This window comes from Nocardiopsis lambiniae (assembly GCF_031845465.1).
GTDB classification, from domain to species: domain Bacteria; phylum Actinomycetota; class Actinomycetes; order Streptosporangiales; family Streptosporangiaceae; genus Nocardiopsis; species Nocardiopsis lambiniae.
Map to the genome: position 1 here is coordinate 19,720 of NZ_JAVREP010000003.1, position 25,318 is coordinate 45,037.

Here is a 25,318-nt window from a genome sequence, read left to right on the forward strand (position 1 = left end):
CCGTCCTTTGCCGAGTGAGGGGCGCGCCCGTCCACGACCGCTTCGAGCGTGAAGGCGTCCCGGGCGTCGCGGCGACCGGAGGGCCACCGCGGAGAGATCGACTCTTGAGATCAGCTCTGCGTTCTCGCCCGTCGGAGGATCTCCAGGGCGTCGGGACCCGCGTTGAACAGCAGGTCGAGTGCCGACAGCCGGGGCGCGAAGTCGTCGGCCTCTCGCTGGTGCTGGCGGTAGACCGGGTGCTGGAAGCCCTGCCACTCCACGTCGATCCCGTACCTCAGCAGGATCTCCGGGTTCAGGTAGTCCCGTGCGCCGTCGCCGGACAACAGGACGTCCGCTCCTGTCTTGGCGCAGATCTGGGCCAGCAGTTCGCTCTTCTGGCCGGGGAAGTCACCGATCTCGCTCGCGCGCAGGATCGGCGTGTCGATCCCGAAGCCGCGCATCACCGACCGCATCGTCGCGATGGCCAGCTCCGCGAGGTCGTTCCACTCGGTTTCGTACAGGTGAACGATTTCGTCCTTGAAATCGCTCCAGTAGGGCGTTTTGGAGTAGCAGTGTTCGGCCAGTGCCTTGTAGTGCTTGCTCCTCCATTTCTGGCTGTTGTCAATGACTTTGTCCAGAATTCGATCGTCGCGACTGCCCTGGTTCACCGGGACGGTCAGCAGTACCGGCCGGCCACGTCCGGCCACATAGTTGCGGTTTTGCCAACCGCGACGCTCGAACTGGACCGTATCGAGGACAACGAAACGGTCGCATCGGTCGAGTTTGTCGACCATCCCCAGCCACGGCAGGTAGTGGGGTTGGTGCACCGCCACCCGGATCCCCTGAGCAGGCCCCGACTCCTCGCTGGTGAGGGGTCGGTCCCCCGGCTGTCGGGCCGGAGTCTCGGGATCGGGATCGGGCGAGGGGGATGTGGATTCGCCGATCACGCCGAGCATTCTCCTTCTCTCCGTCCGTCATGCTTCACAGGGCTCTCCGAGGGGTTCGGTCGGCCTCGGATAAACCGGTGGCGCGTACGCCTCCGATCCCCTGTCTCAAATATCTTCTAATGGGTACCACCTCACGCAAGCCCGTGTATACGATTTGCGTGGCCTACATAGGACGCGAACTCGGGTGAACCCCTCCAGCTGGCAGGGCGTCAACCTAACGCAGACTTAGCGGGTTAACGTCGGTCCGAAACCGATGACTTTCGGGAGGGGTCCCAAGGCTGTGCGTATCGTACGTTTCGTCGGTGGTCTGTTGGTCGGGTCGTTCGCCCTGGCCTTGGCCGTCGCACTCTTCGTCTTCTGGTTCGACTTCGCGACCGACATGGCCGCCGCAGCCGGTCTCGGCCCCGTGGGGTATGTCTTCCTGTGGCTGGCCTTCGGCGCCAACCTTCTGCTCTGGACCGTCATCGGGCTGCTGCGCCTGGGCGACGACTCCGTCCGCGCCGTACTGAGGCGCGACTCCACCGCCGGCGCTCGCCCGGCGGTCCGTTCCCGTGAACGCGTCCTGGTCGGTTCCGGCGGCTCCGCCGGCGCCGGGGGGGAGGGCGCCGACACGGACACCGCCGTGGCGACCACGGGCGGGGAGGCCCCTCCGGACGCCTCCCTCGCCGTGATCATCCCGGCCCACAACGAGGAGCCCGTCATCGGCGGGGCCATCTCCTCGGCACTGGGGCTGTTCCCCCGGTGGGACATCTACGTGGTGTCGGACTCGTCCAAGGACTCCACCGCCGACATCGCCGCCAAGACCGGCGTCAACGTGCTGGAGTTGCTCACCAACCGCGGCAAGGCGGGCGCCATCGAGGCGGTCATCGAGGAGTTCTCGCTGACCGACAACTACGACGGCGTCCTCATCCTCGACGCCGACACCGAACTCGACGCCGGTTACGTCGAGGGGGCCCGACGCCAGCTGCGCGATCCCGGCGTCGCCGCCGTCGCCGGGTTCGTGGTGTCGGAGTGGAAGCCGAACGAGCGCACCTTCATCGGGCGGATGATCTCCGCCTACCGCGACCGCCTGTACTTCATGCTCCAGTACCTCATGCGGTTCGGGCAGACCTGGCGCGGCACCAACGCCTCGTTCATCGTCCCCGGGTTCGCCAGCGTCTACCGCAGCGAGGCGCTGCGCGAGATCGAGGTCAACCCCAAGGGCCTGGTCATCGAGGACTTCAACATGACCTTCGAGGTGCACCACAAGCGCCTCGGCAGGATCTCGATGAACCCCGACACCAAGGCCTACAGCCAGGATCCGTTCACGTTCGTCGACTACCGCAAGCAGGTCGGCCGGTGGACGCTGGGCTTCTGGCAGACGGTGCGGCGCCACGGTGTCTGGCCGAGCATGTTCTGGTTCTTCCTGGGGCTGTACATCCTCGAAGTGGTGGTGGTCTCCCTGATCCTGCTGCTGACCACGCTGATCGCGGGGTTCGTCCTGGTCGGGACGTTGGCGGGGGCGTCGTTCGTGGCCGTGCCCTTCGTGGGGACGTCCTTCACCGCGGTCAGCGCGTTCCTGCCGCTGACGGCGCTCGCGATGGGTCTGCTCATCCCCGACTACATGCTCACCTGCGCCATGACGGCGATCCGGCGGCGCCCGTCGTACCTGATCTACGGTCTGCTCTTCTTCCCGATCCGCGTGGTCGACGCCTTCATCACGCTCAAGATGCTCCCGAAGGCCTGGACCGCCGAGTCCGACGGCCGCTGGTCCAGTCCGGACCGCGTCGCCAAGAAGTGAACCGGGAGGGGCGCGGGATCCGGCCCGCGCTCCGAGGGCGTGTTCCGCGAAGTGAGGGACGGCACGCACCACCCCGGGGACGGCCGGTTCCGGACAGCGTCTAGCCTCGGGAAAGGGACCCCGACCCTTCTCGGGGTACGAGTCGTCCGAGTGGGTGGGAAGTAGCGGTGGACAAGAGCCGGGTGTCGTTGGTGTTGTACCGGGTGCTGGCCTATGTGACGGGCGTCTTCCTTCTCGGGCTGACCTTCGTGGCCATGCCCGCCAAGTACCTCGTCGGGGAGACCGCGCGCTTCTCCCTGGTGTCGGCGCCGGCGGGGCTGGAGCACTGGTTCGGCCCGGAGTCGCCGCTGATGCTGTTCATCGCGATGCCGCACGGCTACATCTACATGGTGTACGTGCTGGTGGTGCTCTGGGTGGCCCTGGACCGGCGGTGGAGCGCGCCCAAGACCCTCGGCGTCGTCCTGGCCGGCACCATCCCGATCCTCGGTTTCGTGGTCGAGCACAAGGTGGTCGAGACGGAGAAGGCCCGGGAGTCCGGAGCCGCGGAGGCTCAGGAACCCGCGACCGCCGGCTGATCCTCGCCCGCAGGGGCCTCCTCCGACGCGGAGGGGGTCCCTGCGTCGTCCCGGGCGGCTCGGGCGTCGGCCAGTTCGCGGCGCATCGTCAGGATCCAGAACACCACGCCGGAGACGCCGAACATCGCCCACTGGACGGTGTAGCTCAGGCTGCGCCAGTTGACGGTGAGCCCGGTGGGGGGCTCGGGCGGGGGCACGGGGGTGAGTCCCTCGGCCGCCGGGTCGCCCTCGGGCAGGACGACGTACCCCTCGTAGAGGGGGTGATCCCACTCGTTGACGAGCAGGGAGGTGGCGATCCGTTCGATCGTCCCCTCCTCCGTGGCGATCGGGGTGAACCCGCCGTCCTTCACGGGGGGCAGCAGCCACCCGGTGACGGTGACCTCGTCGGTGGTGACCTCGGGGATCTCCGCTCCCTCGGGGACCCAGCCGCGGCCGACCGTGACGGCGGCGCCCTCGGCGGTGACCAGCGGCAGGATGACGTCGTGGCCGCGGACCCCGTCCTGCTGACGCGGGACCAGCAGGAGGTCCTCGGGGGCGTAACGGCCGCTGACGGTCACCGCGGTGTTGGCGAAGCCGTCCGGGTGCAGGTACTCGCCGGGTTCGAGCAGCCCCTCCAGGGGCACGGCGTCGGCGAGGTCCTCCGCCGGGTTGGTGATGACCTCGCGGTCGGGCTCGAAGGCGCGGGCGAACTGCCAGGCGGTACCGGCGACGCACACAACGGCGACCAGAAGGGCGACGAGGTGGATGCCGATCCACCGAGGACTGAGCAACGGTGATCTCACCCGACCAGGCTATGCGCGCCTTCAGAGAGGGTGTTCATGACCCCGGGTTGACACTGCCCACGGCCCCTTGGCGCGGTGTCGACGGAGCGATGGCCATCACTTTAAGTAGTTTCTCGTGACTGAGGGTTGTCTTGCGAGGTCGTGGTGGGTAGTGTCTCTATCAACGCGGAACGACAAAGTCGCTCCGGGCCCCACGGGCCGCAGAGCGCACCGAGCCGACCGCGTGACAGGCCTTCAAGGCCGCGACTCCAGGGGGGAGGAGTCGCAGGCCGCTCCCAGCGCGAGGGTCGCTTCCGTACTTTGAGGGGGGATGCGGAAGCGATCCTCGCCACCTCGTAGACGGGGACGTTTCCACTGTTCGGTGGGGCGTCCCCGTTCTCGTTCCCACACTCTGGGATGCGGTGACACCCGTGCTGCCGGGTCAGTGGGGGCGGGCGCGGAAGTCGGCCCAGAGGTCCACGGCCTGCTCCAGGTCGAGAGCGGCCACCTTCTCAGGGAGCATCCCGACGGTGTGGATCAGGCGCTCGGCCAGCCAGTCCGGGACCGGATCCCGCCGGGGCGTCGGTTCCCGGGTCGCCGGTTCGGCCCCTCTGCCGAGGTGTTCGAGGACGGCGGCGAGCCGTCGGGCTGTGGGGGAGCCGTCCGAGGCCTCCCGTACCCGCCGGGAGGCCTCGGAATACACCTGGGCGTCCGCCCGTGCTCCCACGGCCCAGACCTCGCATACCTCCACGCTCTTGTCATCGGTGATCCGGTAGACGACACGCCAGGTGTTGCGCCCGACGATCAGCTTGCGGAACCCCGTGAGCCCACCTCCCAGGGGGTAGCCCGCCTCCGGGTTCTCCTCCAACAGCAGGACCTTCTTCAGGACCTTGGGTACGGCGTCCGGGCCGAGCCGCCGCAAGTCGTCGACGGCGGCATCGGTAAAGGTGATCTCGGCCATCAGTCCTCGGGGAGTTCTTCGAGTGAGGACCGGCTGTGCCCGAAGGCGGCCAGTACACCGTCCATGGAGGTTCGTCGCCCGCTCTCGGTGAGCTCTCGCGCCATGACCAGAGCGAGGTCCTTGAGGTCCGCCTCGGCCTGCTCCAGTTCGGCCAGTCGGGTGAACGCGACCACGGCCGCGACAGGTTCGCGCCGACGGGTCACGATGACCTCGGTTCCTTGTTCCGCGTCGTGGACGATACCGGCGACGCCGCGTCTGGCCGCATCGGTCACGCTGATCTCCCGGGTGTGCTCAAAGATCGCCATCTCCCAACTGTATAGAAAAATATACAGATTGGCGACGGTGGGGCGCCCGAACCGTTCCCGGCTCGGGCTCCCCACCGCTGATACTCGTCTTGATACCGCCGCCCGGGTATCCGAGTGTCCCCAGATGCTTCCGGATGTCCCGGGGGGCGCCCTGCCCGTCTCCACCTGGTCCTGGTGGTAGCCGGATGCTCCTGGTTCCGCTGGCCGCACGGGATGCGGAAGCGATCCTCGCCACCTTTTTCCACGGGGTGCGCCCATCGGGCGCACCCCGTCGGCGTGGCCACGGGCCTCGTCGCACTCCTTTGGCGGTTCCGCGCCCACCGCCCGCCGCTGATCCGGGAGGGCCCCACCTCGCGCGGAGCGAGCGTGCCCCCTTCCCGGGCCGTCGAGTGGTGGGCCACCGAACGCCGGATGCCGTCCCGGACGGCTCCGGCCTCGGGTGGATCGGGTGGACCACCGTGACGTCGAAGATCCTCGACGGCCTGCTCCGGGCGTCGGCGGGCACCATGGCGGTGCACGAGCATCCCCTACCTCACCGCGCCGGTCGCGGGCGTGGTCAGCCCATGGTCTTCCGGCCGTCGAGGGACTCGCGGATGATGTCGGCGTGCCCGCAGTGCTGGGCGGTCTCGCGCAGGATGTGCAGCAGCACGTCGCGGACCGAGTAGGAGGCGCCGCCCTCGAACCACGGGGCGTCCGGGAGCGGGTGGCTCGACTCCAGGTCGGGCAGGGACAGGACCAGCCGATCCGTCTCGGCGGCGACCCGGTCGTACTCGGCGAGGGCACCCTCCAGGGTCTCCCCGTCCAGGAGTCGGAAGCCCCTCTCGTGCTCGACGTGAGCGCTCGGGTCCTCGTAGTCGATCGGCTCGGTGGGCGGGCCGTCCACCACGAACCGCATCCAGTTCTCCTCGACCTGTGTCACGTGCTTCACCAGGCCCGCCAGGGTCAGTTCGCTCGCGGTGGTGCGCCGGGTCGCCCGCTCGTCGTCCAGTCCCTCCACCGTGTGCCGGAGGAAGCCGCGCTGGTCCGCGAGCATCCTCAGGAGGGAGGTGCGCTCGGCGTCCGTCACCGTTGCCATCATGACCACCTTCGCTGTCGCCGTGTCGGTGATCCCACCCTAGGAAGCGTGTAGGACGGATCCGGTCCTCCACTCGAAGGAGAAGGCAGGTGATCGTGGGGTCTTTCGGGTCCTTCCGGATACCCTGGCGTTCTGGCGACTCGGAGGCCTCATGACCATTCCGCTCCAGTACCGGATCGACGGACCGCGACACGCGCCCGTCGTGCTGCTCGTCCCGCCCTTCGGCACCACCATGTCGGTGTGGGAACCACAGATGCCCGAACTGACCCGCAACCGTCGTGTCCTGCGGGTCGACCACCGCGGCCACGGTTCCTCGCCCGCCTCGGCCGACGCCTGCGGCATCGAGGACCTGGCCCTGGACGTGCTCGGTCTGCTGGAGGTCCTGGAGTTCAACCGGGTGTCGGCGGTGGGCGCCGGGTTCGCCTCCTCGCTGCTGGTGTGGATCGCCGCCAATTCGCCGCGCACGCTGGAGCGGATCGTCCTCATGTCCGCCGCTCCGCGCACTCCGCTCATGCACCGCTGGGATCGGATCGCCGACCGGGCGCGTGAAACGGGCATGGAGGCCGTGGTCGCCGACGTGTCGCTGCCCTGGTTCACCCCGGACATGGCGGAGGAGCGCCCCGAGGTCGTCGACCGGTTCACCGGGAACCTCGGAAAGGTCGACTCCGACGCCTTCGCGGCGGTGTGCGACGCGGTGCACGGCATGGACCAGCGGCACCTGGTCGCGGGCGTGCGGGCTCCCACCCTGGTGGTGTCGGCCGCGCACGATCCGCTGCTGCCGCCCGGTCACGGGCGCAGGCTCGCCGACGGCCTCCCCGACTCCCGGTTCGAGGTGGTCACCGGGGCGGCGCACCTGCTCGGAGTGGAGCGGGCCGACCGGGTCAACGAACTGCTGGTGGCCCATGTGGCCCCGTGACGCTCACAGGAGCGGTCGGCTGATCTCCAACAGGTAGCCGTCCGGGTCGCGGAAGTGGGCGGCCCGGATCCCCCAGGCCGTCCAGTCGCGGGGCGCCATCACCTGGGGGGCGCCGTCGGCGACCAGTCGGGCCGCGGTGGCGTCCACGTCGTCCACCTCGAACACCACGGCCATGCGGTCCTGGTGCGGGAGTTCGGGGTCGGCGGTGTCGGTCTCCAGCGCCTCGGCCATGACCTCGCGCTGGTTGAGCGCGAGGCGGGTGCCGGACTCCACGTCGAACTCGGCGTAGCGGCTCTTCTCGTCGCCGCGCAGGACCGGGAGTTCGAGCACGTCGGCGTAGAAACGGAAGCAGGCCTCGTAGTCGTCGACGAGGAGCCGGATATAGCTACAGCGCATTCGGGGGCCTCCCAGCGGGGTCTGTGATCGTCGGCACCAGTGTGGGGTCTCGGGGTGACGTCCTTCCTGAGTATGCGTACCCGGTTTTCGGCTGATCCGTGGCGCCGACACGGGGAACGCGCGGATTTTCGCGTCCGGCCGCATGCGGCCACACCCCTGTCCTCCACCGCCGGTGGCCCCTCCGCCCGAGCCGTCTTCTCCCTCCATCGATATGTAGTGACTGTTCTTATTAATGTAGTACATGTACTATCGATCGCAGTAGAGAGACGACGATGAGGTGTGACCGTGACGGATGTCCGAGTGCGATCGGTGGCCCGCGACCAGACCTTCGGAAGCCCCGAGGAACCCGTGATCATCGTGCGCGACCTGCGCATGAACTACGGCCGGACCGAGGTCCTGCGCGGCGTCGACCTGACCGCCCGCCGAGGTGAGGTCATCGCCCTGCTGGGGCCCAACGGTGCCGGCAAGACCACCACCATCGAGATCCTGGAGGGCTTCCGGGCCCGCTCGGCCGGCCGGGTCGAGGTGCTGGGCATGGACCCCGCCCGCGGCGACGAACGCTGGCGGTCCCGACTCGGGGTGGTCATGCAGTCCTGGCGCGATCACGGCGCCTGGAGGGTGCGCGACCTGGTCGACCACTTCGGTCGCTTCCACGCCCCCTACTCCGAGCCGGGGCGGACCCGGCCCCACGACACCGACGGACTGTTGGCGGCGCTCGGCCTCACCGAGCACGCCCGCAAGCGGGTGCGCACCCTCTCCGGCGGCCAGCGTCGCCGCGTCGACGTCGCCCTGGGGCTGGTCGGCCGCCCCGAGTTGCTCTTCCTCGACGAGCCCACCACCGGGCTGGACCCGCAGGCCCGGCGTGACTTCCACGAACTGGTCCACCGGCTCGCCGACGAGGAGGACACCACCATCCTGCTCACCACCCACGACCTCGCCGAGGCGGAGAAGCTCTCCGACCGCATCCTCATCCTGGCGGGCGGGCGCATCGTCGCCGACGGCAGCGCCGACCGGCTCTCCACCCTGGTGGGACGACAGAGCGAGGTCACCTGGAGCGTCGACGGGGCCCGCCACGTGCACTCCACCGACGACCCGGCCCGGCACGTCGCCGAGCTGTACCGCGTACACGGCGACGACATCACCGACCTGCGCGTGCTCCGCCCCTCCCTGGAGGAGGTCTACCTGGACCTGGTCCAGCGCTCCGAGTCCGGCGACGCCGAGCGCGCCGCCGCCGAGTTCGCCGAGGAGATCCGATGAACCCCGTCCCCAACGCCGTCCGCGCCGGCCTCTCACGCGGCTGGATCGAGTTCAAGAACTCGTTCGCCAACGTGGGAGAGGTGCTCGGCGGCTACCTGCTCACCCCCGCCCTCTTCCTGGCCATCGCCGTGTTCTCCGCGGACTCCACGGTGGAGGGCGGGCGGACCCCGCTCTCCGCGTTCCTCATGACGACCGGTGTGACGATGCTCCTGCTGATGCTCGGCACCGTGACGATCGCCCAGGTCATCGGTAGTGAGCGTGAGGACGGCACCCTGCTGCGCGCCCGCGTCGCCCCCAACGGGATGCTCGGCTACACCGTGGCCAAGAGCTGGCACCTCCTCACGATGGCGGTCGTGTCGCTGGCGCTCATGCTGCTGCCCGGCCTGCTCTTCGTCGACGGCTTCGCCGTCCAGGGCGTCTCCGGCGCGATCACCCTGGTCTGGGTGTGCCTGCTGACCCTGCTCGCCCTGGCCCCGATCGGGGCCATCGTCGGCGCGGTCCTGAGCAACCCGCGCACCGGCGTCGGCCTGCTCATGCTCCCCGTCCTGGGACTGACCGGCATCTCCGGGGTGCTGTTCCCGATCACCTGGATGCCGGGCTGGCTCCAGACCGTCGCCCAGGTCTTCCCCGCGTACTGGGCCGGCCTGGGCGTGCGCGCCGCCGTCCTGCCCGAGGCCGACGCCGTCCTCGAACTCGCGGGCTCCTGGCGGCTGCCCCAGGTCGCCGTGGTCCTGGCACTGTGGGCCGTGGTCGGGTTCGCCGTCGCGCAGTGGGTGCTGCGACGGATGGCCCGCGGGACGTCGGGGTCGAGGGTCCAAGAGGCCAGGGAGAAGGCGATACAGCGTGGCTACTGAGGAGCAGGAGGGCGGTTCCGGCCGCCGCGGCAAGGCCGCGGCCGGGAACGCCGAGGTCATCCACAACCGCATCGCCATGCTGCGGGCCGAGCGGGACGTGTCACGGCGCCGGCTCGCCGAGGCGCTCGGGGTGCACTACCAGACCATCGGCTACCTGGAGCGGGGCGAGTACAGCCCCAGCCTCCACCTGGCGCTGCGGATCGCCCACTACTTCGAGGTCCCGGTGGAGGTCGTCTTCTCCACCGAGCCCTTCCCCCGCATCGGCCACTGACCCGACCCGAACCATCGAAGGAGCACCATGTTCATCGGACGACCCGACAGCCGGACCCAGGAGCGCATGCGCGCCATGGTCGAGAACCCGCGTCGGCGGGCGTTCTGGGCGGCGCGCTCGCGCCGCCGTATCGCGGTGGTCGTCCTGACGGCCACCACCCTGACGGCCGCGCTGTTCCTCGCACTCCCGCTCGTCGTCGACGCCGCGTGGTCGCCGATCCCGTTCATCTCGCTCGTCGGGTTCGTGGTCCTGATGCTGTCGACCATGGTGATCGCCACCCAGGTCAACATCGCCACCCGCTGGGTGGTGGGCTACCGGGGCGTGGACGAGTTCCAGCGCGCGGAGATGGACCGTGCCACCCTGCTCGGGCACCACGTGACCGCCGGCCTGGCGACCCTGCTCATCGCGGTGACCGCCGCCTTCGCCACGGCGGCGCCCGGGAGCGGCATGGGCGCGGAGCTTCCGCTGGCCGTCCTCGCCCCCTTGGTGGTGATCACCGCCATGACCCACGCCGCGTTCCCCGCCTGCTTCCTGGCCTGGACCCGCCCCGACGAGGTCCCCGACGACGAGTAGCCGTCACCAGATGTCGGGGCCTGCCCAGCCGTAGGTGTCGCGGTGGGAGATCGCGGCGAGCTCGTCCTCGGACAGGACGCGGGGCTCGCCCAGCTGCCGGGCCCGCAGGTAGGTGGCGCACAGCCAGTCGAGCAGGCGCAGGTTCTCCAGCGCGTGTTCCAGGCCCCGGCCCAGGGCCATCCCGCCGTGGTTCGACAGCAGCGCGGCGTCGCGGCCCTTGAGGGCCTTGACCGCCTGGTCGGCGATGTCCCCGGTGCCGTAGGTGGTGTACGGGGTGACGGCGACGGCCCCGCCGAGTCCGGCGGCGCGGTGGTGGATCGGGGGCAGCTCCGCCAGGACCGAGGAGACCGCGACGGTGTCGGCGGTGAAGGCGTTGACCACGGCGGTGACCTCGCGCCCGTGGTCCGCCGCCTGCCGGTGCACGGCCATGTGCAGCGTCGTCTCGGCGGCCGGGTCGCGGCGGCCCTCCATCATCCGGTCGTCCAGCGACATCACCGGGCAGTCCGCCGCCTGGATCTGGTCCAACGGCACCCCGTGAGGTGTGACCACCACCAGGTCACCGCTGCGGACGCTCAGCGTCGCGGACTCGCCCGGTGCCACGCCCGGGGCGGTGGCGAGGGCGCGGGCGGTGAGGCAGAGATCCCGTCGTTCCTGTTCCAGCAGCATTTTTCCTCAAGGGGTGCGCGGTCACGGCCCAGGGGCGGGCCGTCGGTGCTGGGCGCCCGAGGACCGGGCGAACCCACTTAGGTACACCTAAATGTACGTCAAAGACTCTCCCCTGTATTCCCCCGGGGCAGGGTGTCCTCGGTGACGGGAACCTCTCCGGGACGTAGTTTTTCACCCCGGCGTCACGCCGAGCCGACCACGGGTGACGGCTTCCGGGCGGGGCGTTCCGGTCGTTCGGAGCGGAACGCGCGGTTGTTGTGACATGAGTGACCCATGAGAAGAAACCGTTTGTGATGAACGAACCAGGGGAAACCGGACCCGTGAACGAACGCCATGAGACCCTGCCCGAGGCCCCCTACCTGGCGCCTCCGGGTTCGACCCGGGCCACCAGCCTCCACATCGACGGTACGTGGAGGGCCGCCCGGGACGAGCGGGTCAGGGAGATCCTCGACCCCGCCGACGCCTCCGTGCTGACCGTCGTGAGCGAGGGCGGGCGCGCCGATACCGAGGACGCCATCGCCGCCGCCAAGCGGGCCTTCGCCGGCCCCTGGCGGCGCACCACCGCCGGAGAGCGCGGGCGTCTGCTGGAGCGCGTCGCCGACCTCCTCCAGCGCGACCGCGCCGAGATCGCGGTCATGGAGTCCCTCGACACCGGCAAGACCATCGAAGAGGGCGGCATCGACGTCGACGACGTCACCGAGGTCTTCCGCTACTACGCGGGCCTGGCCGACAAGGACACGGGTCGCCTGGTGTCCGCGCCCGAGGGCGTGCACAGCAGGATCGTGTACGAACCCGTCGGGGTCTGCGGCCTCATCACCCCGTGGAACTACCCCCTGCTCCAGCTCGCCTGGAAGCTCGCCCCGGCCCTGGCCGCCGGGAACACCTGCGTGATCAAACCCAGCGAGGTCACCCCCGTCACCACCCTCAAGCTCATGGAGCTGGTGATGGAGGCGGGCGTCCCCGACGGGGTGGTCAACCTGGTCACCGGGAGTGGCCCCGAGGCCGGCGCGCCCCTGTCCGAGCACCCCGACGTGGACCTGGTGTCCTTCACCGGCGGCCTGGCCACCGGGCAGCGGATCATGGCCGCCGCCGCGCCCACGGTCAAGAAGATCGCCCTGGAGCTCGGCGGCAAGAACCCCAACATCGTCTTCCCCGACGTGGACCTGGACACCGCCGTGGACTACGCGCTCTCCGCCGCGTTCTTCCACTCCGGCCAGGTGTGCTCGGCCGGGGCGCGGCTCATCGTCCACGAGGACCTCCACGACGCCTTCACCGCCGAACTGGCCCGTCGCGCCGAGGCCATCCGCATCGGCCGCGGTCAGCAGGAGGGCGTGCGCTGCGGCCCGCTGGTCTCCGAGCAGCACCGCGCCAAGGTCGAGGCGGCCGTCGCCCGGGGCGTCGAGGAGGGCGCCCGGATCATCGCCGGCGGCCGACGCCCCGACGACCCGGAACTGCGGGACGGCTACTTCTACCGCCCCACCGTCCTCGTCGACTGCGACCGCTCCATGGACATCGTGCGGACCGAGGTGTTCGGCCCGGTCGTCACCGTCGAGCGCTTCCGCACCGAGGAGGAGGCGATCGCCCTGGGCAACGACACCGACTACGGGCTCTCCGGCGGCGTGTGGACCGACGACACCGGGCGCGGCGAACGCGTCGCCGCCGCCCTGCGCCACGGCACCGTCTGGATCAACGACTACGGACCCTACTTCCCGGGGGCCGAATGGGGCGGTTTCGGTCGCAGCGGCATCGGCCGCGAACTCGGCCCGTCGGGGCTCGACGAGTACCGCGAGGCCAAGCACGTCTACCGCAACCTCGCACCCGAACCGCAGCGCTGGTTCGGCTGACCGGGCCCCCGGGGCGACCCGCCCCGAGCCACGACGCACGACAAGGAAGCACGGGTCGATTTCCCCGGCATCCCCCGGTGACACAACGAGAGGAATCAGGCCGTGTCCCACGAGGAGACCTACGACTACGTCATCGTCGGGGGTGGCACCGCGGGATCGGTGCTCGCCCATCGGCTCACCGACGACCCCGACACCACCGTGTGCCTCATCGAGGGGGGGCCCGACGACCGGGACCTGGAGCACGTGCTCCGCCTCCGCGACTGGTTGAGCGTGCTGGACGGCGACCTCGACATGAAGTACACGACCGTCGAACAGCCGCGCGGCAACTCCCACATCCTGCACTCGCGGGCCCGCGTGCTCGGCGGCTGCTCCTCGCACAACACGCTCATCAGCTTCCGGCCCTTCGCCGAGGACCTCGACGACTGGGTCGCGGCCGGCGCCGAGGGCTGGGACAACGCCACCGTCCAGGGCTACGCCGACCGGATCAGGTGCAACATCGTCCCGGTCGCCGAGAAGGACCGCAACGCCATGGTCCGCGACTGGGTGGAGTCCGCCGCCGAGGCCACCGGGGTCCCGATCATCGAGGACTTCAACGCCGTGACCTCACACGGGGGCGGATTCGCCGAGGGCGCCGGGTTCCTGTCCATCGCCTACGACCCCTACACCGGGTACCGCTCCTCGGCCTCGGTCGCCTACCTGCACCCCATCATGGACGTGCGCGACAACCTCACCGTCCTCCTGGAGACCTGGGTGGACCGGATCGTCCTGGACGGCGACCGCGCCACCGGGGTGGAGGCCGTCGGCCGGGACGGGAGGCGGATCGCCGTCACGGCGCGGCGCGAGGTCATCCTGTGCGCCGGCGCCGTCGACACGCCCCGCCTGCTCCTGCTCTCCGGCATCGGCAACGCCGAGGACCTGCGCGACGTGGGCATCGAACCCCGGCACGACCTGCCGGGCGTGGGCGAGAACCTGCTCGATCACCCCGAGTCGATCATCATGTGGCGGACGAGCCGGCCGGTTCCGGAGAACACGGTCATGGACTCCGACGCCGCCCTGTTCGTCCGGCGCGACGACTCCGACCCGCGCCCGGACCTGATGTTCCACATCTACCAGATCCCCTTCGACGACAACACGAAGCGCCTGGGATACGCCTCCCCGCCCGACGGGTACGCCGTCTGCATGACGCCGAACATCCCCCGCTCGCGTTCGCGCGGCAGGCTCTACCTCACCAGCGCCGATCCCGAGGTGAAACCGGCCCTGGACTTCCGCTACTTCACCGACCCCGACGGCTACGACGAACGGACCATCGTGGACGGTCTCAAGATCGCCCGGCGGGTCGCCGAGACCGAGCCGTTCCGGTCGTGGCTGGAGGAGGAGGTCGCCCCCGGGCCCGGGATCCGCAGCGACGAGGAGCTGTCCGAGTACGGCCGACGCGCGGCCCACACCGTCTACCACCCCGCGGGCACGTGCAGGATGGGCGCCCCCGACGACCCCGACGCCGTCGTCGATCCGCGCCTGCGGGTGCGGGGTCTGCGCGGTCTGCGGATCGCGGACGCCTCCGTCTTCCCGACCCTGCCCACCCCCAACCCCATGGTCATGGTCCTGGCCGTGGGCGAGCGCGCCGCGGATCTGGTGCGCGAGGACCACCGGGCCGAACGCGAGGAGAGCCGATGAGCACTCTGACCACCGAACCCACCGTCCCTCCGGGGCACGCTGACGTCACCTTCTCCGTCCGCAACCTGTGGAAGATCTTCGGCAAGAACGCCGACTCCATCGTCGGCACCGACCTGGAAGGGGCCGACCGGGACCGGATCAAGGAGGAGACCGGCTGCACGGTGGCGGTGCGCGACGTCTCCTTCGACGTCCGCCCCGGTGAGATCTTCGTCGTCATGGGCCTGTCCGGGTCCGGCAAGTCCACGCTCATCCGGTGCCTGACCCGGCTCATCGAACCCACCGCGGGGCAGGTCGTGCTCGACGGGGAGGACATCGGCACGGCGAGCCCGCAGCGGCTGCGCGAACTGCGCCGCTACAAGATCGCCATGGTGTTCCAGCACTTCGGGCTGCTGCCCAACCGCAAGGTCATCGACAACGTCGCCTACGGCCTGGAGGTGCGCGGCATGACGCGCACCGAACGGTACGAGCGGGCCGGTCGGATGATCGACATGGTCGGCCTGTCCGGCTACGAGGACTCCCGGCCGGGAGAGCTGTCCGGCGGCATGCAGCAGCGCGTCGGCCTGGCCCGGGCGCTGACCGTGGACCCGGAGGTGCTGCTGTTCGACGAACCGTTCAGCGCCCTGGACCCGCTCATCCGACGCGACATGCAACAGGAGGTCGTCCGCCTCCAACGCGAGCTGGCCAAGACCTCGGTGTTCATCACGCACGACCTCCAGGAGGCGCTCAAGCTGGGCGACCGCATCGCCATCATGCGCGACGGCGAACTCGTCCAGGTGGGCACCCCCGAGGAGGTGGTGGGCCGACCGGCCAACGCCTACGTCGCCGACTTCACCTCCGACGTCGCCCGCACCACCGTGCTCACCGCCCGGTGGCTGGTGCGCGACGCCTTCCCGGAGGAGAGCACGGACGGACCGATCACCGCGCCCGGCACGGTCCTGGCGGAGGTGCTGCCGATGCTCGCCGCCAGCACCGCCCCGGTGCGGGTCGTGGAGAACGGCCGGCTCCTCGGGTACGTGGGCCGCGACGACGTGCTGCGCGCCATCGCCGAGGACCAGTTGGACGACGCCTCCGTCGCCGCCGCGATCGAGCAGGAGACGGTGGGGGAGCTGTCGGACCACCTCGTCGACCACGGTTCCGACAACCGGATCTCCGATGTCGGCGCCGCCGGACCCGACCGGCCGGGCGAGGACGGGCCGGCGGAGGCGGCGGTGCCCAGGAACCCCGACGCCGGCACCCGGGCCGACGGGGACACCGTCGTCGACCCCGACGGATACGGCGGACCGGCGCCGACGGGGAGCGGTGGGTGACGTGACCGCGATGACCACGCCCTCGAACAGGGGCGCCGCGGCACCGGACGGGGCGCACCCACGACGCGAGGCGGCCCCGGGCTTCTCGGTGTCCCCGTGGTTCCATGCGCTGCTGGTGATCATCGTCCTCGTGGTCGGCTACGTGATCGCGCGCTCCCTCGGGGTCGGCGGCGGGTTCCCCGGCACGACCGGCGAGCGTTTCATGGCATGGCTGGACGGGATCTACGCCTGGATCGTCGTCAACCGCAACGACAGCCCGCTGTTCCTGTACTTCTTCAACTACGTCTCGGTGGGGCTCGGGTCGGCCGTGGTCCTGATCGACCGGCTCCTGGGGCTCCTCACCTGGCCCGGTGTGACCGTCATCGGCGTGCTCGCCGCCTGGCGCGTCGCCGGGTGGCGGGTGGCGCTGCTGGTGCTCGTCACCTTCGGCGTGTTCGCCCTGACCGGGCTGTGGGACGAGTCGATGACGACGCTGGCGCTCATCATCACCTCGGTGTCCATCGCCCTGCTGTTCGGTCTCCCGCTCGGCATCCTGGCCGGGCGCAGCGACCGCTTCCACCGGGCCATCCGGCCCGTGCTGGACTTCATGCAGATCATGCCCGCGTTCGCCTACCTGCTGCCGTTCGTGCTGCTGTTCGGCATCGGCAACCCGGCGGCGGCCGTGGTCACCGCGGTCTACGCGATCCCGCCGGCGGTGCGCATCACGGCGCTGGCCATCCGCGGCGTGCCCAAGGGCGCGATCGAGGCGACCACGTCGCTGGGGTCGACGCCGTGGCAGATCCTCACCAAGGTGCAGCTGCCGTCCGCCCGACGCACCATCCTGTTGGGCGTCAACCAGACCATCATGCTGGCCGTCTCCATGGTCGTCATCGCGTCGGTCATCGGCGCGGGCGGCCTGGGCGACGCCATCTACCAGGCGCTGTCCAAGGTCAACGTGGGGCAGGCGCTCCAGGCCGGACTGGCGATCGTCATGCTCGCCATCGCCATGGACCGGGTCACCGGCGCAGTCGGGCACGGGGCGCGCACACCGGACATCCCCGACCGCTACCGGCTGCCGCTGCTGGGCACGGGACTCATCATCTCCATCGTCACCGTCGGGGTGGCCCGGCTGCTGGGGGTGGAGGGCTGGCCGCGCGACCTCTCCGTCGACATCAGCGGTCCGGTCAACGCCTTCGCCGACGGGCTCCAGTCGGTCATCGGTCCGTTCACGACGGCCCTGGGCACCTGGACCCTGGACTGGGTCCTGAACCCGCTCAGCGCGGTGCTGGGCGGCGCCCCCTGGCCGCTGGTCGTCCTGTGCGCCACCGCCCTCGGGGCGATCTTCGGCGGATGGCGCGCGGCCCTCGTCTCGGCGGGGTCGTTCCTGGCCGTGGGGCTGCTGGGGGTGTGGGGCAACGCGATGGACACCCTGTCCCAGGTGCTGGTGGCGTCGTTGCTCACCATCGCCCTCGGCGTGGTCGTCGGGGTGCTGATGTCGCGCAACGACGTGTTCGCCGCGATCCTGCGCCCCGTCCTGGACGCCATGCAGACCCTGCCGCCGTTCGTGTACCTGATCCCGGCGGTGGCGCTGTTCGGCATCGGCCGGATCCCGGCCCTGGTGGCGGCGGTCATCTTCGCCCTGCCGCCGGTGATCCGCCTCGTCAACGACGGCATCCGGGGCGTGCCCCCGGCGACCCTGGAGGCGGCGACCTCCCAGGGGTCCACCGGGTGGCAACTGCTGACCAAGGTGGAGTTGCCCATGGCGCGCGGTTCGCTGCTGCTCGCCGTCAACCAGGGGCTCATCCTCGTCCTGTCCATGGTGGTCATGGGCGCCCTCGTCGGCGCCGGATCGCTGGGCTTCGACGTGGTGTTCGGCCTGGCGCAGAACCAACTGGGGCTGGGTCTGGCCTCGGGTCTGGCCATCGTGTGCCTGGGCCTGTTCCTGGACCGGGTCACCCAGGGAAGGAAGGTGCGACGTGCGTAGGGGACGTCTCGTCCGGGCCTCGGCGGTCGCGGTGGTGATGGTCCTGCTCTCCTCCTGCGCGGTGCGCACCGACCAGCTCGCCCGGGACCCGGGCACGGTGCGCATGGCCCTCAACGGATGGGTGGGGTACGAGGCCAGCGCCGAGGTGCTCGCCCACATCCTCCGGGAGGAGATGGACTACCAGGTGCAGCTCGTCCGGGTGGACGAACAGCCGTCGTGGCAGGCCATCGATCAGGGCGTCATCGACGTCATCGTGGAGAACTGGGGCCACGAGGACCTCATGGAGCTGTACGGGCCCGGAGGCAACGGCACCGCCGTCGACGGGGGTCCCAACGGCAACGAGGGGGTGATCGGCTGGTACGTCCCCGCCTACCTGGAGGAGGAGTACCCGGAGATCACCACCCTGGAGGGGCTCAAGGAGAACACCGACATCTTCCGGACCGCCGAGACCGGCGACCGGGGCGAGTTCCTGGGCGGCGCGCCCGGGTTCGTCACCCAGGACCAGGGGATGATCGACGCCTTCGACCTGGATCTCCAGATCGTGTTCGCCGGGTCCGAGCCGGCACAGATCACGGAGGTGCGCCGGCGTTACGCCGAGGAGGAGCCGGTGCTCTTCTACTTCTACGAGCCGCAGTGGCTCCAGGAGGAGCTGGACCTGGTCAAGGTCGACCTGCCGCCCTACGAGGAGGGCTGTGCCGACGACCTCGAAGAGGTCCCCTGCGATTACCCGGCCTACGAGCTGAACAAGATCTTCCGGGCGGGCTTCGTGGAGGAGGACGACCCCGCCTACCGCTTCCTCGACAACTGGACGTGGACCAACGACCACCAGAACGAGGTGGCCCGGATGATCGCCGACGAGGGGCTGGACTCCTCCGACGCGGCGGAGATCTGGGTCGAGGAGAACCCGGAGGTCTGGCGCCCGTGGATCCCCGCGGGGTTCGACGCCGGCTGACCTCGACCGGGCCGGGGCACGCCCCCGGCCCGGGACCGGCATGGAAACCGGTTTCGGGGGAATCGGGTGATCCAGGACCCTTGTCCGTCCGGATGAGAGACATGAGAATTATTCATGTCGCGGAGTGCGGGCCGTCGGATCACCGGGAGGACCATGCGCTGGGACCGATTCGCCGTCGCGATGGGAACGGTGTTGTTCCTGGACGCCCTCAGGGTGTTCCTGCCCTCGCTCATCACCCTCTTCGGGCGGGCGGGGGAGACCTCGCCCGAACTCATGGGCCTGTACGCGCTGGCCTGGTTCCTGGCCCCGCTCCCCTTCGTCGTCCTGCACCACCGCCTCGACCCGGCGCGCACGGCGCTCGTCACGGCCGCCGTGCTCGCCGGCGGACGCGTCGCCCTCCAGGCGACCGACGGCGGCGGCCCCCAGCTGTACCTGTCGTCGTTGCTGGTCGGCGTGGGCGCCGTGTGGCTGGTCACCACGGCCATGGCCACCGTCGACGACCCCCGGTTCAGCGGACACGGGGTGATGGTCGGCGTCGTCACCGGCATCGCCGCCACGGCGGTGATCCACACCCTCCTCAACACTGTCGACCTCGTCTGGCGCGACGGTGTCCTGCCCTGGATCGGGGTGCTCGTCCAGATCGGCCTGTTCGCCTGGGCCCTGTTCGGCGCGTGGCGCCACGACACCGGCGGCTCCGGCCCCCGGCCCGCCTCCGCCCTGGCCTGGCTCGCCCTCGGACCCCTGCTGTTCCTCAGCGGCCTGTACACCGCGAACCCCGCGGTGGGCGAGGTCATCGGCGACTCGCCGGTCGCGGCGGCCCTGGTCACCACCACCGCCGTCCTGTCGGTGATGGTGGCCGCCGACCCGCGCTGGTTCACCGGGCACCCGGTGCTCCCCTTCGTCCTCCTGACCGGATCGCTCATCGTGCTGTGGGCGTCCCCCACCGAGGTCGGCGGCGTTCCCGGGGTGTGGCCCTCCTGGGCCCTCATGGCCCTCGTCATCGGCCAGATCGGCCTGGCCGGCTGCGCCGGATGGGCCGTCCACGGAGCGGTGCGAGCGGGCCGCGCCGCCACCGGACGTGCGGCCTTCGGCGGCCTGTTCCTGCTGGTGGTCCTGGTGTTCGCGTTCTACGCCTCCTACGACCTCCACTACGACAACGCCCTGGTGTCGTTCCTGGCCCTGATCCCGATCGTGTTCGCGATGACCGGTCGGGGTCCGGCCCCCGACCGCGGCGGACGCCCCTGGCTCACCGCCGGGGCCGCCGCGTTCGCCCTGATCGCCACCGTCACCGCGCCCTCCCTGCACACCGGGTTCCACGTCGAGCGGGAGCGCGTCCGGGACCCCGATCCGGGGCTGCGGGTGGCCGCCTACAACGTGCGCATGGGGTTCGGCATGGACGGGCGCTACGCCCTGCACGACCAGATCGAGCTGCTCGACGAGGACTTCCCCGACATCGTCGTCCTCAGCGAGGTCGACCGGGGGTGGCTGCTCAACGGCGGGCACGAGGCGCTGAGCCTCATGGCCGAGCGGCTCGGGATGCGGGCGTACTGGGCGCCCGCCGACGGGCCCCTGTGGGGCGACGCGATCCTGACCTCCCGAGAGGTGATCGAGGTGCGCGGCCACACCCTCACCCCCAGCGGTCCGACCGGCGCCCAGGCCCTGGAGATCGTGCTGCCCTGGGAGGACGGCACCCGGGTCAGCGTCATCGCCACCCACGTCCAACCGGAGACCTACGACTTCACGGCCGAGAGCTCCCGGGAGCAGTTGCGCGACCTCGCGGGCCTCGTCACCGCGGCCCGGGCCGAGGGGCGCCCGGTCGTCCTGGCCGGGGACCTCAACATCGAGCCCGAGAACCCGGCCTGGTCGATCCTGACCGACGCGGGCCTGCACGACCCCTTCGAACGACCCTTCAACACCATTCCCAGCCTGGCGGGGCCGCCGCAGGAGATCGACCACATCCTCGTCACCTCGGAGTTCTCCGCCGAGAACCCGGAGAACCGGGACGTGCCGTACTCCGACCACCGGATGATCTCGGTGGCCTTGGAACTGGACTGACCGGGCCGATCAGTGACCGGGGCGCTCGTAGCGCAACCGCCGGGCCACCCAGTACACGTTGACGCAGCCGGCCGCGAACCCGGCCGCCAGCACCACCGTCAGCCACACGGGGGCGTCCATCAGGAACGCCGCCACCGTGCCCGCCAACAGCACCAGACACCCGAAGACCGCCATCACCAGCCGGAAGCCGAGCGCGCTCGCCGGCCGTTCGTGGCTGCCCAGCGGCCCCTTCAGCCGGCCCCGCCGCAACTTCTCGCGTCCCATCGCGAACACCTCCCCTCCACTCCTACCCCACCTTCCGAATCCGCCCCACCGGAGGGGTGCCCGACGACACCGGGCCCGCGAAGACGGCGGAGGCCGAGGGCCCTCCGTTTCCCCACCCGTGACGGCCGGAACGCGCCGGAGCGGGGACGCCGTGACGGCGTCCCCGCTCCGGGCGGGGGTGGAACCCCGTGTCTACACGTCGCCCATCAGGGCGGGCAGCGCGGCCTCGTAGGAGGCGCGCAGCTCCGTCAGCGGGATCTCCACGGCACCGCCCGGGTGCGTGACGCTCAGCGATCCGCCGCCCACGGTGCCGATCTGCTCCACCGGGACGCCGTGCTCGGCGGCCAGCGCCACGAACGCCTCCTCGCCGCCCGGGGCCACCGAGACGATCGCGCGGGCACCGGACTCGCTGAACAGGGCCGTGAACGCGTCGGTGGACACCGTCACCCGCACACCCAGGCCGCCGCGCAGCGCCGACTCGGCCAGGGCCACGCCCAGGCCGCCGTCGGACAGGTCGTGGGCGGCCTCCGCCAGACCCCGCTCGGCGGAGGTGGCCAGCACCTCGCCCAGCGCCGCCTCGGCGGCCAGGTCCACCCGCGGCGGCAGCCCGCCCAGGTGGCCGTGGATCGTGTCGGCCCAGGCCGAACCGCCGAACTCCGGCCGGGTCTCGCCCAGCAGGAAGACCCGGGCGCCCTCGGTGCCGAACGCCGACTTCAGGCGGGTGCGCACGTCGTCGATGACGCCCAGCACACCGATCACCGGGGTCGGGTTGATCGCCACGTCACCGGTCTGGTTGTAGAAGCTCACGTTGCCGCCGGTCACCGGGGTGCCCAGCGTCCGGCAGGCGTCGGCCAGGCCGCGGGTGGACTCGGCGAACTGCCACATGACGCCCGGGTCCTCCGGCGAGCCGAAGTTGAGGCAGTTGGTCACCGCGAGCGGCCGGGCGCCGGTCGTGGCGACGTTGCGGTACGCCTCGGCGTACGCCAGCTGCGTGCCCACGTACGGGTCCAGACGGGTGAACCGGCCGTTGCCGTCGGTGGACAGGGCCACGCCCCGGTGCGAGTCGTCGGCGATGCGGATCATCCCCGAGTCGTGCGGGGTGGACACCACCGTGTCACCGCGCACGTAGGAGTCGTACTGCCGCGTCACCCAGGTGGGGTCGCCCACACCGGGCGCGCCGAGCACCCGCAGCAGCTGCTCGCGCAGTTCCGCGTCGGTCGTGGGCCGGGGCAGCGCCCCGGCGTCGTCGGCCTGAAGGGCGTCCTGGGAGGTGGGGCGGGCGTAGGGACGCTCGTACACCGGGCCCTCGTCGGAGGCGGTGCGCGGCGGCATGTCCACCACGGTCTCCCCGCGCCAGGTCATCACCAGTCGGCCCCCGCGCTCGGCCTCCTCGGGGGTGACGTCGGTGACCTCGCCGATCTCGGTGGCCAGGATCTGCCACTTGTCGCAGATGGCCAGGAAGTCGTCCATCTTCGACGGCTCGACGATGGCCATCATGCGCTCCTGCGACTCGCTCATGAGGATCTCCTCGGGAGTGAGTCGCGGGTCGCGCAGCGGCACCAGGTCCAGCTCGATGCGCATGCCGCCGGTACCGCCGGCCGCCAGCTCGGTGGTGGCGCAGGAGACGCCCGCCGCGCCCAGGTCCTGGATGCCCACGACCATGTCCTTGGCGAACAGCTCCAGGCTGCACTCGATGAGCAGCTTCTCCATGAACGGGTCGCCGACCTGGACGCTGGGCCGCTTGGCGTGCGACTCGTCGTCGAAGGTCGCGCTGGCCAGCACCGAGGCGCCGCCGATGCCGTCGGGGCCGGTGGTGGAGCCGAACAGCACCACCTTGTTGCCCGGGCCGGGCGCCTGGGCCAGCTTGATGTCCTCGTGCTTCATCACGCCCACGCACAGGGCGTTGACCAGCGGGTTGCCGATGTAGCCGGCGCCGAAGCCGATCTCGCCGCCGATGTTGGGCAGGCCCAGGCAGTTGCCGTAGAAGGAGATGCCGGAGACCACGCCCGGCAGCACCCGCTTGGTGTCATCGGCGTCGGCCGGGCCGAACCGCAGCGCGTCCATGACCGCCACCGGGCGCGCGCCCATGGTGAGGATGTCGCGGACGATGCCGCCCACGCCGGTCGCCGCGCCCTGGTGCGGCTCCACGTAGGACGGGTGGTTGTGCGACTCGATCTTGAAGGTCACCGCGCGGCCGTCGCCGACGTCGACCACACCGGCGTTCTCGCCCATGCCGACCAGCAGGGCGTCGCTCTCGGGGGCCTTCTCGCCGAACTGGCGCAGATGCACCTTGGACGACTTGTACGAGCAGTGCTCGCTCCACATGACCGAGTAGATGGCCAGCTCGGCGGAGGTGGGGCGGCGGCCCAGGATCTCGCGGACCCGCTCGTACTCGTCCTTGGCCATGCCCAGTTCGGCGTACGGCTGGGGCGTGTCCGGGCTGCTCTGCGCCACGGCGACGGTGTCGAGACGAGGGACTTCAGACATGCGTGGTTCCGTTCGGGATGTGCGGGTGTGAGCCGGGCCGTGGCGTCCGCCGACCGGCGCGGAGGGTCGTGGAGCGGGTCACCGTTGCGGGCCCGAGCCGATGAGCAGAAGGACCGTCGGTCCGTCCGCGCCGGCCGGGGAGCTGTCGGCGACCATGACGGTGCCGTCGGTCAGCACGTGCTCCTCCAGGGGAAGGTCCTCGGGGTCCTCCACGTCCGAGGGGAGCATGATCTTCCAGTCCCGGTCGAGCAGGTCCTCGTAGATCTCCCGCACGGCGGCCGTCGAGTCCTCGGGGGTCTCCCCCTCCTCGGCGCCCACGGTGACGAGTCGGCCGCACCCCTGCTGCTCGCAGTAGATGTCGGCCTCCGGGTCGGAGGAGTAGGACAGGCCGGACGGTGGATCCCCGAGCGCGGAGACGTCGGGGACGTCGGGCTCGGAGGAGGCGCCGGGCGGGGCTCCCCCCTGCCCGCCCTGGGGCGCGGTGCCGCCGACGGGCGCCGTGCCGATCGAGTTGAACAGCCCGATGGCGGCCGACACCACCAGGCCCGCGACGACGATGCCGACGAGGACGAACATCGTCGTCCGGGAGCGCAGGAGCGCCATCATGGCGAAGATCGTCCCCTTGATCGGTGTGCGGTGGTCTCCGGCCCGGTCAGACTCCGGCCGGGGTCCGGGCGGCGAGATGGGCGAGGATCGAGGTGAAGAAGCCGAGGCCCTCGGTGGACGGCCCGGTCAGCGCCTCCACGGCGTGCTCCGGGTGCGGCATGAGGCCGACGACGTTGCCGTGCTCGTTGGTGATGCCGGCGATGTCGCGGCGCGACCCGTTGGGGTTGGCGTCGACGTACCGGACCACGACCCGGTCGGCCGCCTCCAGCTCGTCGAGGGTGGCCTCGTCGGCGACGTAGCTGCCCTCGCCGCTCTTGAGGACCACGAGGATCTCCTGACCCTCGGTGTAGTCCCCGGTCCAGGCGGTGGAGGTGTTCTCCACCCGCAGTCGCTGCTCGCGGTTGACGAAGCGCAGGCTGGAGTTGCGGGTGAGCGCGCCCGGCAGCAGGTGGCTCTCGCACAGGATCTGGAAGCCGTTGCAGATGCCCAGGACCGGCAGGGCGCCGGAGCGGGCGGCCGGGACGAGTTCCGACATCAGCGGGGCGAACCGGGCGATGGCGCCGCAGCGCAGGTAGTCGCCGTAGGAGAAGCCGCCGGGGAGGACGACCGCGTCCACGCCCTTGAGGTCGGCGTCCCCGTGCCACAGGGAGACGGGTTCGGCGCCCGCCAGCGCGACGGCGCGCGCGGCGTCCTTGTCGTCGAGGGAACCGGGGAAGGTGACGACGCCCACACGGGCTGTCATGAGCACACTCCGAGTCATTGTTCGGGTCCCTCCCCGCGGCTGCGGGGAGTGTCGGCGAGGAGGATGGCGGCGCCCTCGCCCCCGTGACCGGGGGGCACCGCGTCCGCA

At 70.7% G+C, this 25,318-nt stretch carries 24 protein-coding genes; 13 read left to right on the top strand and 11 right to left on the bottom strand.

Going from position 1 to position 25,318, the window contains the following annotated elements:
• Positions 1–110: 110 nt before the first annotated feature.
• The gene (locus RM479_RS06195; protein ID WP_397221586.1) at positions 111–818 is read right to left on the bottom strand and encodes a WbqC family protein; all 708 of its coding nucleotides are present in this window, start codon (positions 816–818) and stop codon (positions 111–113) included.
• A gap of 388 nt (positions 819–1,206) precedes the next feature.
• Between RM479_RS06195 and RM479_RS06200 the strand changes: the two genes are divergently transcribed.
• Both RM479_RS06200 and RM479_RS06205 read left to right on the top strand, forming a co-directional pair.
• Positions 1,207–2,706, top strand: a complete 1,500-nt coding sequence (locus tag RM479_RS06200; RefSeq protein WP_311510755.1) for a glycosyltransferase family 2 protein — start codon at positions 1,207–1,209, stop codon at positions 2,704–2,706.
• 167 nt (positions 2,707–2,873) lie between these two features.
• Positions 2,874–3,281, top strand: coding sequence for a DUF3817 domain-containing protein (locus RM479_RS06205; protein ID WP_311510756.1), 408 nt, complete (start codon positions 2,874–2,876; stop codon positions 3,279–3,281).
• Here the strand turns inward: RM479_RS06205 and RM479_RS06210 are convergent.
• The 4 genes from RM479_RS06210 to RM479_RS06225 form a co-directional block, all read right to left on the bottom strand.
• Positions 3,257–4,063 (bottom strand): SURF1 family protein, encoded by an 807-nt coding sequence (locus tag RM479_RS06210; protein WP_311510757.1) that lies wholly within the window; start codon positions 4,061–4,063, stop codon positions 3,257–3,259. The two genes, RM479_RS06205 and RM479_RS06210, sit on opposite strands and share 25 nt — an antisense overlap.
• A gap of 421 nt (positions 4,064–4,484) precedes the next feature.
• The gene (locus RM479_RS06215; RefSeq protein WP_311510758.1) at positions 4,485–5,003 is read right to left on the bottom strand and encodes a type II toxin-antitoxin system RelE family toxin; all 519 of its coding nucleotides are present in this window, start codon (positions 5,001–5,003) and stop codon (positions 4,485–4,487) included.
• Complete coding sequence (locus RM479_RS06220; RefSeq protein ID WP_311510759.1) at positions 5,003–5,308, bottom strand: prevent-host-death family protein; 306 nt, start codon at positions 5,306–5,308, stop codon at positions 5,003–5,005. The genes RM479_RS06215 and RM479_RS06220 overlap by 1 nt, the downstream gene beginning before the upstream one ends.
• 556 nt (positions 5,309–5,864) lie before the next feature.
• Positions 5,865–6,383 (bottom strand): DinB family protein, encoded by a 519-nt coding sequence (locus tag RM479_RS06225; RefSeq protein WP_311510760.1) that lies wholly within the window; start codon positions 6,381–6,383, stop codon positions 5,865–5,867.
• A 151-nt stretch (positions 6,384–6,534) separates the two neighbouring features.
• Here RM479_RS06225 and RM479_RS06230 point away from each other — a divergent pair, with 151 nt between their 5' ends.
• Positions 6,535–7,299, top strand: a complete 765-nt coding sequence (locus RM479_RS06230; protein ID WP_311510761.1) for an alpha/beta fold hydrolase — start codon at positions 6,535–6,537, stop codon at positions 7,297–7,299.
• 3 nt (positions 7,300–7,302) lie between these two features.
• Here the strand turns inward: RM479_RS06230 and RM479_RS06235 are convergent, their stop codons facing one another.
• The gene (locus RM479_RS06235) at positions 7,303–7,695 is read right to left on the bottom strand and encodes a VOC family protein (protein ID WP_274810653.1); all 393 of its coding nucleotides are present in this window, start codon (positions 7,693–7,695) and stop codon (positions 7,303–7,305) included.
• Between the two features lie 372 nt (positions 7,696–8,067).
• Between RM479_RS06235 and RM479_RS06240 the strand changes: the two genes are divergently transcribed.
• The 4 genes from RM479_RS06240 to RM479_RS06255 are packed head-to-tail and all read left to right on the top strand — an operon-like array spanning position 8,068 to position 10,650.
• A complete protein-coding gene (locus RM479_RS06240) occupies positions 8,068–8,952 on the top strand; it encodes an ABC transporter ATP-binding protein (protein WP_311511012.1) in 885 nt (294 codons plus the stop codon).
• Positions 8,949–9,806 carry an ABC transporter permease gene (locus RM479_RS06245; RefSeq protein WP_311510762.1) on the top strand — a complete coding sequence of 286 codons (858 nt, stop codon included), beginning with the start codon at positions 8,949–8,951 and terminating at the stop codon, positions 9,804–9,806. The genes RM479_RS06240 and RM479_RS06245 overlap by 4 nt, the downstream gene beginning before the upstream one ends.
• Positions 9,796–10,077, top strand: a complete 282-nt coding sequence (locus RM479_RS06250; RefSeq protein WP_311510763.1) for a helix-turn-helix transcriptional regulator — start codon at positions 9,796–9,798, stop codon at positions 10,075–10,077. The genes RM479_RS06245 and RM479_RS06250 overlap by 11 nt, the downstream gene beginning before the upstream one ends.
• Before the next feature lie 27 nt (positions 10,078–10,104).
• Positions 10,105–10,650: a hypothetical protein gene (locus RM479_RS06255; RefSeq protein ID WP_311510764.1), complete on the top strand. Its 546-nt coding sequence runs from the start codon at positions 10,105–10,107 to the stop codon at positions 10,648–10,650.
• A gap of 3 nt (positions 10,651–10,653) precedes the next feature.
• On the opposite strand, the gene RM479_RS06260 is transcribed toward RM479_RS06255, so the two are convergent.
• Positions 10,654–11,316 (bottom strand): class II aldolase/adducin family protein, encoded by a 663-nt coding sequence (locus tag RM479_RS06260; protein ID WP_311510765.1) that lies wholly within the window; start codon positions 11,314–11,316, stop codon positions 10,654–10,656.
• Between the two features lie 293 nt (positions 11,317–11,609).
• Between RM479_RS06260 and RM479_RS06265 the strand changes: the two genes are divergently transcribed.
• From RM479_RS06265 to RM479_RS06290, 6 genes are all read left to right on the top strand, one after another.
• Complete coding sequence (locus RM479_RS06265) at positions 11,610–13,160, top strand: aldehyde dehydrogenase family protein (RefSeq protein WP_397221479.1); 1,551 nt, start codon at positions 11,610–11,612, stop codon at positions 13,158–13,160.
• A gap of 102 nt (positions 13,161–13,262) precedes the next feature.
• A complete protein-coding gene (locus RM479_RS06270) occupies positions 13,263–14,834 on the top strand; it encodes a GMC family oxidoreductase (protein ID WP_311510767.1) in 1,572 nt (523 codons plus the stop codon).
• Positions 14,831–16,141 carry a quaternary amine ABC transporter ATP-binding protein gene (locus tag RM479_RS06275; protein WP_311510768.1) on the top strand — a complete coding sequence of 437 codons (1,311 nt, stop codon included), beginning with the start codon at positions 14,831–14,833 and terminating at the stop codon, positions 16,139–16,141. The genes RM479_RS06270 and RM479_RS06275 overlap by 4 nt, the downstream gene beginning before the upstream one ends.
• Before the next feature lie 10 nt (positions 16,142–16,151).
• Positions 16,152–18,104, top strand: coding sequence for an ABC transporter permease (locus RM479_RS06280; protein WP_397221588.1), 1,953 nt, complete (start codon positions 16,152–16,154; stop codon positions 18,102–18,104).
• Between the two features lie 37 nt (positions 18,105–18,141).
• A complete protein-coding gene (locus RM479_RS06285) occupies positions 18,142–19,056 on the top strand; it encodes a glycine betaine ABC transporter substrate-binding protein (protein WP_311511013.1) in 915 nt (304 codons plus the stop codon).
• Between the two features lie 153 nt (positions 19,057–19,209).
• Positions 19,210–21,111: an endonuclease/exonuclease/phosphatase family protein gene (locus RM479_RS06290; protein WP_311510770.1), complete on the top strand. Its 1,902-nt coding sequence runs from the start codon at positions 19,210–19,212 to the stop codon at positions 21,109–21,111.
• A gap of 9 nt (positions 21,112–21,120) precedes the next feature.
• Here RM479_RS06290 and RM479_RS06295 read toward each other — a convergent pair whose 3' ends face one another.
• The 4 genes from RM479_RS06295 to purQ all read right to left on the bottom strand — a co-directional run bounded on the left by RM479_RS06295 (position 21,121) and on the right by purQ (position 25,210).
• The gene (locus tag RM479_RS06295; protein ID WP_311510771.1) at positions 21,121–21,375 is read right to left on the bottom strand and encodes a hypothetical protein; all 255 of its coding nucleotides are present in this window, start codon (positions 21,373–21,375) and stop codon (positions 21,121–21,123) included.
• Between the two features lie 192 nt (positions 21,376–21,567).
• Positions 21,568–23,862: a phosphoribosylformylglycinamidine synthase subunit PurL gene (gene purL, locus RM479_RS06300; RefSeq protein ID WP_311510772.1), complete on the bottom strand. Its 2,295-nt coding sequence runs from the start codon at positions 23,860–23,862 to the stop codon at positions 21,568–21,570.
• A gap of 78 nt (positions 23,863–23,940) precedes the next feature.
• On the bottom strand, positions 23,941–24,468 hold the full coding sequence (locus tag RM479_RS06305) for a hypothetical protein (RefSeq protein WP_311510773.1): 528 nt from the start codon (positions 24,466–24,468) through the stop codon (positions 23,941–23,943).
• Between the two features lie 46 nt (positions 24,469–24,514).
• Positions 24,515–25,210: a phosphoribosylformylglycinamidine synthase subunit PurQ gene (gene purQ, locus RM479_RS06310; protein WP_311510774.1), complete on the bottom strand. Its 696-nt coding sequence runs from the start codon at positions 25,208–25,210 to the stop codon at positions 24,515–24,517.
• Between the last annotated feature and the right edge of the window lie 108 nt (positions 25,211–25,318).

What these genes read in the sequence shown, in the direction of transcription:
- RM479_RS06235 (WP_274810653.1), bottom strand. Translation starts at nt 7,695, where the DNA reads ATGCGCTGTAGCTATATCCGGCTCCTCGTCGACGACTACGAGGCCTGC.
- RM479_RS06275 (WP_311510768.1), top strand. Translation starts at nt 14,831, where the DNA reads ATGAGCACTCTGACCACCGAACCCACCGTCCCTCCGGGGCACGCTGAC.
- RM479_RS06240 (WP_311511012.1), top strand. Translation starts at nt 8,068, where the DNA reads ATGAACTACGGCCGGACCGAGGTCCTGCGCGGCGTCGACCTGACCGCC.
- RM479_RS06285 (WP_311511013.1), top strand. Translation starts at nt 18,142, where the DNA reads ATGGTCCTGCTCTCCTCCTGCGCGGTGCGCACCGACCAGCTCGCCCGG.
- RM479_RS06215 (WP_311510758.1), bottom strand. Translation starts at nt 5,003, where the DNA reads ATGGCCGAGATCACCTTTACCGATGCCGCCGTCGACGACTTGCGGCGG.
- RM479_RS06280 (WP_397221588.1), top strand. Translation starts at nt 16,152, where the DNA reads ATGACCACGCCCTCGAACAGGGGCGCCGCGGCACCGGACGGGGCGCAC.
- RM479_RS06295 (WP_311510771.1), bottom strand. Translation starts at nt 21,375, where the DNA reads ATGGGACGCGAGAAGTTGCGGCGGGGCCGGCTGAAGGGGCCGCTGGGC.
- RM479_RS06255 (WP_311510764.1), top strand. Translation starts at nt 10,105, where the DNA reads ATGTTCATCGGACGACCCGACAGCCGGACCCAGGAGCGCATGCGCGCC.
- RM479_RS06260 (WP_311510765.1), bottom strand. Translation starts at nt 11,316, where the DNA reads ATGCTGCTGGAACAGGAACGACGGGATCTCTGCCTCACCGCCCGCGCC.
- purQ (WP_311510774.1), bottom strand. Translation starts at nt 25,210, where the DNA reads ATGACAGCCCGTGTGGGCGTCGTCACCTTCCCCGGTTCCCTCGACGAC.
- RM479_RS06290 (WP_311510770.1), top strand. Translation starts at nt 19,210, where the DNA reads ATGCGCTGGGACCGATTCGCCGTCGCGATGGGAACGGTGTTGTTCCTG.
- RM479_RS06265 (WP_397221479.1), top strand. Translation starts at nt 11,610, where the DNA reads ATGAACGAACCAGGGGAAACCGGACCCGTGAACGAACGCCATGAGACC.
- purL (WP_311510772.1), bottom strand. Translation starts at nt 23,862, where the DNA reads ATGTCTGAAGTCCCTCGTCTCGACACCGTCGCCGTGGCGCAGAGCAGC.
- RM479_RS06305 (WP_311510773.1), bottom strand. Translation starts at nt 24,468, where the DNA reads ATGATGGCGCTCCTGCGCTCCCGGACGACGATGTTCGTCCTCGTCGGC.
- RM479_RS06225 (WP_311510760.1), bottom strand. Translation starts at nt 6,383, where the DNA reads ATGGCAACGGTGACGGACGCCGAGCGCACCTCCCTCCTGAGGATGCTC.
- RM479_RS06220 (WP_311510759.1), bottom strand. Translation starts at nt 5,308, where the DNA reads ATGGCGATCTTTGAGCACACCCGGGAGATCAGCGTGACCGATGCGGCC.
- RM479_RS06245 (WP_311510762.1), top strand. Translation starts at nt 8,949, where the DNA reads ATGAACCCCGTCCCCAACGCCGTCCGCGCCGGCCTCTCACGCGGCTGG.
- RM479_RS06230 (WP_311510761.1), top strand. Translation starts at nt 6,535, where the DNA reads ATGACCATTCCGCTCCAGTACCGGATCGACGGACCGCGACACGCGCCC.